At 61.1% G+C, this 12188-nt stretch carries 9 protein-coding genes; 5 read left to right on the top strand and 4 right to left on the bottom strand.

Annotation, left to right across the window (positions count from 1 at the left end; genetic code table 11):
- Nucleotides 1-14: 14 nt before the first annotated feature.
- From M0814_RS07250 to M0814_RS07235, 4 genes are all read right to left on the bottom strand, one after another.
- The gene (locus M0814_RS07250) at nucleotides 15-2270 is read right to left on the bottom strand and encodes an Orn/Lys/Arg decarboxylase N-terminal domain-containing protein (protein ID WP_103485048.1); all 2256 of its coding nucleotides are present in this window, start codon (nucleotides 2268-2270) and stop codon (nucleotides 15-17) included.
- 244 nt (nucleotides 2271-2514) lie between these two features.
- Nucleotides 2515-3273: a DNA polymerase III subunit epsilon gene (gene dnaQ, locus M0814_RS07245; RefSeq protein ID WP_007965849.1), complete on the bottom strand. Its 759-nt coding sequence runs from the start codon at nucleotides 3271-3273 to the stop codon at nucleotides 2515-2517.
- 211 nt (nucleotides 3274-3484) lie between these two features.
- Entirely contained in the window at nucleotides 3485-3946 is a 462-nt protein-coding gene (gene rnhA / locus M0814_RS07240; protein WP_103485049.1) for a ribonuclease HI, read from the bottom strand.
- A 91-nt stretch (nucleotides 3947-4037) separates the two neighbouring features.
- Nucleotides 4038-4796 (bottom strand): methyltransferase domain-containing protein, encoded by a 759-nt coding sequence (locus tag M0814_RS07235; RefSeq protein WP_003224159.1) that lies wholly within the window; start codon nucleotides 4794-4796, stop codon nucleotides 4038-4040.
- A 66-nt stretch (nucleotides 4797-4862) separates the two neighbouring features.
- Here M0814_RS07235 and gloB point away from each other — a divergent pair, with 66 nt between their 5' ends.
- From gloB to M0814_RS07210, 5 genes are all read left to right on the top strand, one after another.
- Complete coding sequence (gloB, locus tag M0814_RS07230; RefSeq protein WP_103485056.1) at nucleotides 4863-5630, top strand: hydroxyacylglutathione hydrolase; 768 nt, start codon at nucleotides 4863-4865, stop codon at nucleotides 5628-5630.
- Nucleotides 5631-5729: 99 nt separating this feature from the next.
- Complete coding sequence (locus M0814_RS07225) at nucleotides 5730-7196, top strand: LysM peptidoglycan-binding domain-containing protein (RefSeq protein WP_003224155.1); 1467 nt, start codon at nucleotides 5730-5732, stop codon at nucleotides 7194-7196.
- 242 nt (nucleotides 7197-7438) lie between these two features.
- On the top strand, nucleotides 7439-9271 hold the full coding sequence (locus M0814_RS07220; RefSeq protein ID WP_103485050.1) for an extracellular solute-binding protein: 1833 nt from the start codon (nucleotides 7439-7441) through the stop codon (nucleotides 9269-9271).
- Nucleotides 9268-11109 (top strand): extracellular solute-binding protein, encoded by a 1842-nt coding sequence (locus M0814_RS07215; RefSeq protein WP_103485051.1) that lies wholly within the window; start codon nucleotides 9268-9270, stop codon nucleotides 11107-11109. The genes M0814_RS07220 and M0814_RS07215 overlap by 4 nt, the downstream gene beginning before the upstream one ends.
- Nucleotides 11110-11113: 4 nt before the next feature.
- Nucleotides 11114-12187 (top strand): microcin C ABC transporter permease YejB, encoded by a 1074-nt coding sequence (locus M0814_RS07210; protein ID WP_003224148.1) that lies wholly within the window; start codon nucleotides 11114-11116, stop codon nucleotides 12185-12187.
- Nucleotide 12188: the final 1 nt, after the last annotated feature.

Raw genomic sequence — 12188 nt, 5'->3', positions numbered from 1 at the left:
ACTCGGAAAAGTCCTCATTCCTTGACGCAATCGACGGTGTACTGCCGCCCATTGCCCTCGTCTTCATGTTGCAGTCCATGCACATCAGCGACAAAACCGGGGAAGCTGCTATCGAACGTGCGGGCAAACTTCAGGTAGTCGATGATCGAGCGGGTCGCCTCGGTAAAGCGTTCGCCCGGCATGATCAACGGAATCCCCGGTGGATACGGCACCAGCATCACCGCGGCAATCCGCCCTTCCAGCTCATCGATCGGCACCGCCTCGACTTCGCCGCGCACCAGATGATCGTAGGCGTGGGCCGGTTTCATGGCGATTTCCGGCAGTACCGTGTACATGCGTTTCAGATGCTTGGCGGTGGCATTGCTGCGGTAACAGGCGTGCAGTTGATCGCACAGGTCACGCAAACCCATGCCGCGATAGCGCGCGGTGTCTTGCTGGGCCACGCAAGGCAGGCAAGTGGCCAGACTGACGTTGGCGTCGTAACTGCGCTTGAACTCCAACAACTCGGTGAGCAGCGTGCTCCATTTGCCCTTGGTGATGCCCATGGAGAACAGCACCAGAAACGAATACAGCCCGGTCTTCTCCACCACCAACCCGCGCTCCCATAGGAACTTGCTGACCACCGCCGCTGGAATGCCCTTCTCGCTCAGCGCGCCGCCGGCATTCAAACCGGGCATCACCAGGGTCACTTTGATCGGGTCGAGCAGCACATAGTCGTCGCTGACTTCACCAAAGCCATGCCAGTCAGCGTCCGGCTGCAATAGCCAGTCTTCGGTCCGCACACGGTCGATGCCTTCGACGCCGGGTGGTTGCCAGATCGAGAACCACCAGTCATCCGCCGCAATGTGCTGGCGCAGATTGGCCAGCGCCCGGCGAAAACTCAGGGCTTCATCAAAGGTTTCCTGCAACAGCGAACGCCCGGCCGGGCCTTCCATCATCGCCGAAGCGACATCCAGCGAAGCGATGATGCTGTACTGCGGCGAGGTCGAGATGTGCATCATGAACGCTTCGTTGAAACGGTCACGGTCCAGTTGCCGCGCACCGCCGTCCTGCACATGAATCATCGAGGCCTGGCTGAACGCGGCGAGCAGTTTGTGCGTGGAATGGGTGGTGAACACCAGCGGGCTGTCTTCTGTGCGCGAGGTGGCCATGCCATAACGCCCGGCGAAGAACTCGTGAAACGCCGCGTAGGCGTACCACGCCTCGTCGAAATGCAGGACTTCCACGCTGTTGCCCAGGCTCTGTTTGATCAGCTCGGCGTTGTAGCACAAGCCGTCGTAGGTCGAGTTGGTCACCACCGCCAGTTTGACTTTCGGCGCACGGCCCTTGGTCAACGGGCTGGCATCGATTTTGGCCTGGATCGATTCGCGGCTGAATTCGCTCAGCGGAATCGGGCCGATGATCCCCAGCTCATTGCGCTCCGGGCACAGGTACAACGGGATCGCGCCGGTCATGATGATCGCGTGCAACACCGACTTGTGGCAGTTGCGATCCACCAGCACCAGATCATCGCGACCGACCATTGAGTGCCAGACGATCTTGTTGGCAGTCGAGGTGCCATTGATCACGAAAAACGTGTGATCGGCACCGAAGTTGCGCGCCGCACGCTCTTCCGCTTCAGCGAGCGGGCCGGTGTGATCGAGCAGCGAACCCAGCTCCGGCACCGATACCGACAAGTCCGAACGCAGGGTGTTTTCACCAAAGAACTGATGAAACGCCTGCCCCACCGGGCTCTTGTGATAGGCCACGCCACCGCCATGACCGGGGGTGTGCCAGGAATAGTTGGAATCGGCGGTGTGCTGCACCAGTGCCTTGAAGAACGGCGGCAGCAGACCATCCAGATATTTGCGCGCCGCCCGCGCCACTTGCCGGGCGAGAAACGGCACGGTGTCTTCGAACAGATAGAGAATGCCGCGCAGTTGATTGAGCTCGGCCATGGCATCGGCCGGGGCGTTTTCCAGAGTCACCTGTTCGCCCAGGGCGAAGATCGGCAGATCCGGCGCGCGCACCCGGGCCAGACCGATCAGTTCGGCCATGTTTTGTAAGAGATGGGAATGGGTGCTGGCGTCTTCGGCTGCGATCAGCATGCACGCCAGGCCGTGATGGGTCGAGGCCACCAACCGACCTTCGGTGTAGTCGATGGCCGAAACGATATTGAAACCTTCCTGCTCCAACTCCCGGGCGATGCCACGGATACGGTCACCGGCGACCGTGTCGGCCTTGATGTCGCGGTGGACGATCAACACCGGAAACTTCAAATCTTTGTACATGAGGCTCAGTGTCCCGAGGCGGCGGATCAAAGTCTGCCAATGCACTCAGGGTAGAGGGTTGCAGCGAAAGTGGCGAGGGTGGCCAGTTGGCTTCACTCAGCCTGACTCGGCTTTTGTGGCGAGGGAGCTTGCTCCCGCTCGGCTGCGCAGCAGTCGCAAAACAGGTCAATTCAATTTAGCTGAACGTACGCCGGGGGTCGCTTCGCGCCCCAGCGGGAGCAAGCTCCCTCGCCACAAAATGTGTTCAGGCCTGAGCATCAGCCTCGGCAATCTGCGTCCACAACGCCGGGCCACCCGCAGACTTGGCGATGATTTCGAGTCGCGCCATATGCGCCGCCAGTTCCTCTTCCGTCGCCCGAATGATCCGCGCAGGCTGACGATCCGCCGGCAGACGGCGGATTTCCGTGGCGGAGTTGTCCGCGCCCTCACCCGTACCATTGCCGTCGGAAGCGTTGCCGGCCAGCGACAGGCTGGTCTGGCCACCGGTCATGGTCAGGTAGACGTCGGCGAGAATCTCCGAGTCGAGCAAGGCGCCGTGCAATTCACGGCCGGAGTTGTCGACGCCATAACGTTTGCACAACGCGTCAAGGCTGTTGCGCTGCCCCGGGTGACGTTCCCGGGCCATCATCAGGGTGTCGAGGATGGTGCAATGCTGGGTGATGTCAGCGCGATCGTGCTGCCCCATCAAGGCGAATTCGTTGTTGATGAAGCCAACGTCGAACGCCGCGTTATGGATGATCAGCTGCGCGCCGTTGATGAACTCGAAGAACTCGTCGGCGACTTCGGCGAAACGGGGCTTGCCGACGAGGAATTCGTTGGTGATGCCGTGGACGCCGATCGCGCCCTCGTCACTCTCGCGATCCGGTTGCAGATAGACGTGAAAGTGCCGGCCCGTCAGGCGCCGACCGATCAGTTCGACACAGCCGATTTCAATGATCCGGTGACCATCGGTCACCGGCATGCCGGTGGTTTCGGTATCGAGTACAACGGATCTGGTGGCCATCAGTGTTCAATTCTCAACGGGGTCAATCGTGCAAAAGCGGCGATGTTAACACGCTCGGTGGGGGTGTTTCAGTCAGACCGTGTCGCGCCCATTCGCGAGCAAGCCCGCTCCCACACAGGATCTGCGGTGGTCACAATGTTGATGTACGCAGGAGATCCAGTGTGGAAGCGGGCTTGCTCGCGAAGGCCACGACTCGGTGCAACGGAGGGAATCAGCTCTGCTTGTACCCGCGAACTTCATCCACCCCACGGTTGGCCAACTGGTCAGCCCGTTCGTTACCGTGGTGACCAATGTGCCCGCGCACCCACTTCCAGGTGACCTTGTGCCGGTTGACCTGCTCGTCCAGCTCTTTCCACAGGTCGGCGTTTTTCACCGGCTCTTTCGCCGCTGTCTTCCAGCCGCGTTTTTTCCAGTTGGCCATCCACTCGTTGATGCCCTTCATCACGTATTGCGAGTCGGTGACCAGCAGCACTTCGCACGGCCGCTTCAAGGCTTCGAGGCCACGGATGGCGCCGAGCAGTTCCATGCGGTTGTTGGTGGTGTTGGCTTCGCCGCCCCACAGTTCCTTTTCGACGCCCTTGCACACCAGCAGGGCGCCCCAGCCGCCCGGGCCGGGATTGCCCTTGCAGGCACCGTCGGTGAACAGTTCTACGCTATCGACGTTTTCGCTCATGCCACTCTATCCAGAAAAATGCCTGGCCCCGTCAATCGCGGATCGACGATGGCCGCGGCCGGAACAAGTCCGGCCACTATAAAAAGAAGGTTTACGGTTCGATACGACGGCGGTTGACCTTGGCCATCGGCAGCGGAATCAGCTTGCCCATTGGCTCGCGGCGCTCCTGACGCACCGGACGCAGGCCAACCACGATCTTGCGCGCGACCAATAAATAGAAGCCACCGCCCGACAGTTGCCAGTCGCCGGCCTTGCGTTCCCAGCCGGCCAGTCGGGCCTGCCACTTGGGCGAAGCGAGCGGCGGACGATAGCACCCGAAGCGGCGTTTCTCCAGCGCAAAGCCCAGCAGATTGAGCCAGTCGGCCACCCGCGATGGCGAGATGCAGCGTGCCTGACGCAACGCATCGTGGGCGAATACATGGCGCAAGCCCCAGGTGCTCCAGGGGTTGATGCCGATGATCAGCAGATGCCCGCCGGGGCGCACGCTGCTTGCCGCTTCGCGCAGCAAACCGTGGGGCGACAGACAGAAATCCAGACCGTGCTGCAACACCACCACGTCGGCAGCGTGCTCACTCAATGGCCAGGCCTGTTCCTCGCAGACGATCTCGACCCCCGGCAATGGCGCGCCGAGCCGCACGTTGCGCTGCACCTGCGGCGCCGACGGCGGAGTCTGGGCCGACGGCCCGTAATGCACCAGGTAGCCGCCGAAGAACCGCCCCAACTCGTCTTCGAGCATGCGTCGTTCTTCATCCAGCAGAAATTGCCCGAGCGGGCCGGCCAGCCATTCTCGGGCCGCGCCGATCAACGCCAGCCAGTCGGGATCGGCCTGAGCGAACGCTTTATCGGTCATGTCATTCTCCAACGCCGCTAGAAGCTCTAAGATGCGCCAATGTTTTCCGCTTGGCGAATTCCGACGATGATACAGATCAGTGCCCTGCCCGCGTTCACCGACAACTACATCTGGTTGTTACAGGATCACCGCACCCAGCGCTGCGCCGTGGTCGACCCGGGCGATGCCGCGCCGGTGCAGGCCTGGCTGGCCGCGCACCCGGGCTGGGTGTTGAGCGACATTCTGATCACCCATCACCATCACGATCACGTCGGCGGCGTCGAACGCCTGAAAGCGGCGAGCGGCGCCAAAGTCTACGGCCCGGCCAGCGAAAACATCCCGGGGCGCGACGTGGCGCTCAAGGACAACGACAAGGTCAGCGTCCTCGGCTGGGACTTCGATGTCTATGCGGTGCCCGGTCACACCCTCGGCCACATCGCCTATTACCACCACGGCCTGCTGTTTTGCGGCGACACCCTGTTCGCCGCCGGTTGCGGACGCCTGTTCGAAGGCACGCCGGAGCAAATGCACCACTCGCTCAGCCGCCTCGCCAGCTTGCCCGAGGATACGCTGGTGTATTGCACCCATGAATACACCCTGAGCAATCTGAAATTTGCCGCGGCCGTCGAACCGAGTAACCCGGACATTGCCGCCCGTCTGGAAAAAGTCACCCAACAACGGGAAAAAGGCGTGATGACCCTGCCCTCGACCCTGGCCCTGGAAAAGCTCACCAATCCGTTTTTGCGTACCACTGAAACATTAGTTACACAAAAAGTGGACGAACGGGCAGGCGCTCAAAACCGGGCGCCGAGTGAGGTTTTTGCGGCTCTGCGGGCGTGGAAAGATACGTTCTAAGTGACTCACCACTTGGTACAAAAATTCTGAATGGTTGACCGCAGGGGGTGCGCTTTCTAGAATCGCCCGACATTTTTGCCCGGAACTTACTTCCAGCCAATGTCGTCATCCATACGTAAGTCCGTCAATTCAGACACGTTGACCCGCCTGGCTCAAGCCATCGCGGTCGCTGTGTCCGCCACTTTGGCGGGCTGCTCCAGCCATGCTCCGCAGTCCGAGGCGAGCCATACGCCGAACATTGCTGCGCGAGCCAAGCAGAAGCCGATCTGGCTGAGCGAAAAGCCAAGTCCGCAGGTGCCTCAGGACATCTGGGAGCGCATGCGCGGTGGTTTCCAGTTGCAGGACGGCCTGGGCGTCAACCCGCGCATCGAGCAGCAGCGCCTGTGGTTTGCCAGTAACCCGTCCTTTCTGGAAAACGCCGGCGAACGCGGCAGTCTCTACATTCATTACATCGTCGAGCGTCTCGAAGAGCGCAACATGCCGCTGGAACTGGCCCTGCTGCCAGTGATCGAGAGCGCCTACAACCCGATGGCCTACTCCCGGGCCGATGCTTCGGGCCTGTGGCAATTCATTCCGTCCACCGGCCGCTACTACAACCTGCGCCAGACCCGCTTTTATGATGGCCGTCGCGATATCACTGCCTCGACCACCGCAGCGATGGACTACCTGACCCGCCTGCATGACATGTTCAACGGTGACTGGCTGCTGGCCCTGGCCGCCTATAACGCCGGTGAAGGCACCGTCAGCCGCGCCATCGAGCGTAACGAAAAGCTCGGTCTGCCAACCGACTACTGGAACCTGTCGTCGCTGCCGGCGGAAACCCAGGCCTACGTGCCCAAACTGCTGGCCTTGTCGCAAGTGGTACTGGCCCCGGAAGCGTACGGGGTGAACCTCAACCCGATCGCCAACGAACCGTATTTCCAGGTCGTCGAAATCAACCAGCGCATGGACCTGTCCAAGGTCGCGGCGGTGGCCAACATCGACGAAGACGAACTGTTCCAGCTCAACCCGGCATTCAAGCAGCGCACCACCATCGACGGCCCCCAGCACCTGCTGGTGCCGACCTCCAAGGCGCAACTGCTGACCGCCAGCCTGCAGACCATGCGACCTGAAGAACTGATCAGCCCGCGCTCGCTGAAACCGGTGTTCGACGGGGCCGACCCAAGTGAAGTGGCGAAGCTCAAGCGCGCCTATCGGGTCAAGCGCGGTGACAACCTCGGTTCCATTGCCAAGGCCAACAAGGTCGAAGTCAAGGATCTGCAACGCTGGAACAAGTTGTCCGGCAAAAACCTCAAGGTCGGCCAGACCCTGGTGATGCAAGACACCACCAAGCGCGCCCCGGCTCGCAACAGTGGCCGGGTCAATACCGTCATCGCGGCCAACAGCAAGACCAAAGGCAAGGCTGACAGCCAGCAGCAGACCCAGTACAAGGTCAAGCGTGGCGACACCTTGTATGTGGTGGCCAAGCGCTTCAACGTCGAGATGCAGCATCTCAAGCGCTGGAACCCGGGTGCGGGCAAGGCCCTCAAGCCTGGGCAGATGCTCACGGTTTACCAGCCGCATTGACAGAAGAGCCCCTGAATTTCAGGGGCTTTTTTGCTTTTGTGGGAGCGAGCTTGCTCGCGAATGCGGCGTATCAGTGACCTTCATATGCGGCTGACAGGCCGCATTCGCGAGCAAGCCCGCTCCCACCAAAAGCAAACGCAATCGAAGGCGATTAAGCCCGCATTAACCCGCATCTTTTTCCTGTCCAGACAAGCTGTTACTGTACGGCCCACAAAGCCCAAGCCGCCTGGATCGGATCTGACTTGAAGCGTCCCCTCCTCCTGCTCCTGATCAGCCTGGCCTTGAGCTCACCCGCAAGCGCGACGATTACCGAGAGTCACGGTTATGCGCAGTTCGGCACGCTCAAGTACCCGGCCAGATTTACCCACTTCGACTGGGTCAACCCGCAAGCGCCCAAGGGCGGTACGTTGCGGGTGATGGCGTTCGGCACCTTCGATACGGTCAATCCGTACACCTTCAAGGGCACCAGCCCGGTGACCACCCCGAATTTCCTGCAGTACGGCATCAATGAACTGAACGAACCGCTGATGATCGGCACCGGCCAGTATTCGCCCTCCGGTGACGAACCGGCGTCGAGCTATGGCTTGATCGCGCAATCGGTGGAGTACAGCGAAGATCGCAGCTGGGTGGTGTTCAATCTGCGCCCGGAAGCACGTTTTCACGATGGCACGCCGATCACCGCGTACGACGTAGCGTTCTCCTATCGCTTGCTGCTCAAGGAAGGTCACCCGCTGTACCGCACCGCTTTGCAGGAAGTCGCACGCGTGGACATCCTCAACCCGCAGCGCATCCGCTTCGTGATGAAGCGCGCCGGCAATCCGCTGCTGATCCTGCGCCTCGGTGAGTTGCCAGTGCTGCCGCAGCATTACTGGAAGGATCGCGACTTCAAGGCCACTACCTTCGAGCCACCGCTGGGCAGCGGCCCGTACCGCATCACCTCGGTGACGCCGGGGCGGCAGCTGATTTTCGAGCGGGTCAAGGATTACTGGGGCAAGGATCTGCCGGTCAATCGCGGCAAGTACAACTTCGATCGCATGGAAGTCGAGTTCTACCGCGACAGCGACGTGGCGTTCGAAGCGTTCAAGGCCGGCGAATTCGACATCTACATCGAGCATCAGGCGAAGAACTGGGCCAACGGCTACAACTTCCCGGCGGTGCGCCGTGGCGAGGTGATCAAGGCGCAGATCCCGCACCAGATCCCGACGCAGAGCCAGGGGCTGTTCATGAACACCCGGCGCCCGACCTTTGCCGACGTCAAAGTCCGCGAAGCCATGGGCCTGATGTTCGACTTCGAGTGGACCAACCGGGCACTCTTCAGCGACGCCTACCAACGCTCCACCAGCTACTACCCCAACAGCGAGTTCAGCGCCAGCGGCCTGCCGATCGGCCATGAATGGCTGATGCTCAAGCCGTACAAGGATCAATTGCCGGCGAAGCTGCTCACTGAACCGTTCAGCCTGCCGCAGACCGATGGCCGCGGCATCCCCCGGGAAACCATGCGCAAGGCCCTGGCGCTGCTCGCCGAGGCCGGCTGGAAACTCAATGGCCAGCGCCTGCAAAACACCAAGGGCCAGCCACTGAGCTTCGAACTGCTGCTGGTCAACCCGAACCTTGAGCGGGTCCTCCAGCCGTACATCGAGAACCTCAACAGCATCGGCATCGACGCGCGCCTGCGCACAGTGGATCGCGCGCAGTACAAACAGCGCCTGGACCAGTTCGATTTCGACATGATCCTGATGACGCTCAACCAGACTCTCAGCCCGGGCCTGGAGCAATGGCAGTACTTCCATTCCAGTCAGGTCGGGGTCAAGGGCAGCAAGAATTACGCGGGCATCGCCAACCCGGTGGTCGATCACCTGCTCGAACAGTTGCTCGCCGCGCAAACCCGCGACGAACAAGTTGCCGCCGGCAAGGCGCTGGACCGCGTGCTGTTGTGGCAGCACTACAGCATTCCCAACTGGTACCTCAATTATCACCGACTGGCCTACCGCAACCGGTTGGCCTTCGTCACCACGCCGCCCTACACCCTGGGTCTGAACACGTGGTGGCTGAAATCTTCGGAGAAAGCTCAATGAACGCCATCCGCGCCCTGCTTGTGCAGGCCAGCGGTCTGCTGTTCGCCGGGCTGGCCTGCGCCGCCCAGCAACACGCCGTGACCCTGTACAACGAGCCGCCGAAGTACCCGGCCGACTTCAAGAACTTCGACTACGTGAACCCCGACGCGCCCAAGGGCGGGATCTTCCGCCAGGCCGGATTTGGCGGCTTCGACAGCCTCAACCCGTTCATCAGCAAAGGCGTGCCGGCCGATGACGTCGGGCAGATCTACGACACCCTGACCAAGCACAGCCTCGACGAACCGTTCACCGAATACGGCCTGATTGCCGCCAAAATCGAAAAAGCCCCGGACAACAGTTGGGTGCGTTTCTACCTGCGCCCGGAAGCCCGCTTCAACGACGGCCACCCGGTGCGCGCCGAAGACGTGGTGTTCAGCTTCCAGACCCTGACCAAGGACGGCTCGCCGCTGTTTCGTGGCTACTACAGCGATGTCGACGAAGCCATCGCCGAAGACCCGCTCAAGGTGCTGTTCAAGTTCAAGCACAACAACAATCGCGAGTTGCCGCTGATCCTCGGTCAGCTCCCGGTGCTGCCGAAACACTGGTGGGCCAATCGCGATTTCACCAAAGGCAATCTGGAGATTCCGCTGGGCAGCGGCCCGTACAAGGTCGCCGAAGTGAAAGCCGGGCGCTCGGTGCGCTATGAACGGGTCAAGGACTACTGGGGCAAGGACCTGCCGGTCAATCGCGGGTTCTACAACTTCGACGTGATGACCACCGATTACTACCGAGACAACACCGTCGCCGTCGAAGCGCTGAAGGCCGGCCAGTTCGATTACTGGCTGGAAATGACCGCGAAGAACTGGGCCAACGCTTACAACATCCCGGCGGTCACCGAAGGTCGCTTGATCAAGGAACAGATCGCCAACAGCAACCCGACCGGCATGCAGGGCTTCGTTTACAACCTGCGCCGTCCGGTGTTTCAGGATGTACGGGTGCGTCAGGCGCTCGGCCTGCTGTTTGATTTCGAATGGACCAATAAACAGCTGTTCAACGGTGCCTACTTCCGCACCCGCAGTTATTTCGAGAACTCGGAAATGGCCGCCACCGGCCTGCCCGACGCCGAGCAACGGGCGATTCTCGAACCGTTTCGCAGCAAGCTCCCGGCCCAGGTGTTCAGCGAAGCTTTCGAAAACCCCAAGACCGACGCCAGCGGCATGATCCGCGCCCAGCAGCGCGAGGCCTATCAGCTGTTGCAAGAGGCGGGCTGGAAGATCGTCGACGACAAAATGGTCGACGCCAACGGCAAACCGGTGGTCATCGAATTCCTCCTCGCGCAGACCGAATTCGAACGCGTGCTGCTGCCGTTCAAGCGCAACCTGGCCGACCTCGGCATCGATCTGGTGATCCGCCGTGTCGATGTTTCGCAGTACATCAACCGTGTGCGCTCGCGGGACTTCGACATGATCGTCGGCAGCTTCCCGCAGTCCAACTCGCCGGGTAACGAGCAACGCGAATTCTGGATGAGCGCCGCCGCCGACAAACCGAGCAGCCGCAATACCATGGGCCTGAAGGACCCGATCGTCGATCACCTGGTGGAAAACCTGATCAACGCCGACTCGCGCAGCAGCCTCGTGGCTCACGCCCGGGCGCTGGATCGGGTGCTGCAATGGGGCTATTACGTGATCCCCAACTGGCACATCAAGACCTGGCGCGTGGCCTACTGGAATCACATTGGCCACCCGAAAGTCTCGCCCAAATACGACATCGGGATTAACACCTGGTGGGTCAAGCCTGACGCGAAACCCGCCATAGAAGTCGAAACCAAACTGCAAGCCGACCCTGTGGGCACGGAGTAATCAGATGCTGGCGTATATTTTTCGGCGACTGCTGCTGATCATCCCTACCCTGTTCGGGATTCTGCTGATCAACTTCGTGATCATCCAGGCCGCGCCCGGCGGCCCGGTGGAGCAGATGATCGCCAAGCTCGAAGGCTTCGAAGGCGCCACCAGCCGCATCGCCGGTGGCGGTGCCGAAGTGTCGGTGGCCGGCTCCGCCTATCGCGGCGCGCAAGGTCTGGACCCGGCGCTGATCAAGGAAATCGAGCACATGTACGGGTTCGACAAGTCGGCCCCGGAACGCCTGTGGATCATGGTCAAGAACTACGCGAAGCTGGATTTCGGCGACAGTTTTTTCCGCGACGCCAAGGTTATCGACCTGATCAAGGAAAAGATGCCGGTATCGATCTCGCTCGGGCTGTGGAGCACGCTGATCATGTACCTGGTGTCGATCCCGCTGGGGATCGCCAAGGCCACGCGGCACGGCAGCCACTTCGACGTGTGGACCAGTTCGGCGATCATCATCGGCTATGCGATTCCGGCGTTCCTGTTTGCGATTCTGCTGATCGTGGTGTTTGCCGGCGGCAGTTATCTGGACTGGTTCCCGCTACGCGGGCTGACCTCGAACAACTTCGATGAACTGAGCCTGGGCGGCAAGATCCTCGACTACTTCTGGCACCTCGCGCTGCCGGTGACGGCACTGGTGATCGGCAACTTCGCGACCATGACCCTGCTGACCAAAAACAGCTTCCTCGACGAGATCAACAAGCAGTACGTGGTCACCGCCAAGGCCAAGGGCCTGACGCGTAATCGCGTGCTTTACGGCCACGTGTTCCGCAACGCGATGCTGCTGGTGATTGCCGGGTTCCCGTCAGCGTTCATCGGCATCTTCTTCACCGGCTCGTTGCTGGTGGAGGTGATCTTCTCCCTCGACGGCCTCGGCCTGATGAGCTTCGAAGCGGCGATCAACCGCGATTACCCGGTGGTGTTCGGCACCCTGTTCATCTTCACCCTGCTCGGTCTAGTGGTGAAACTGATCGGCGACCTCACCTACACCCTGGTCGATCCGCGCATCGACTTCGCCAGCCGGGAGCATTGAG

Origin of the sequence: Pseudomonas sp. MWU12-2020 (assembly GCF_023100605.1) — a bacterium.
Taxonomy (GTDB): Bacteria; Pseudomonadota; Gammaproteobacteria; order Pseudomonadales; family Pseudomonadaceae; genus Aquipseudomonas; species Aquipseudomonas fluorescens_H.
This window is presented reverse-complemented; position numbering and strand designations above follow the sequence as displayed.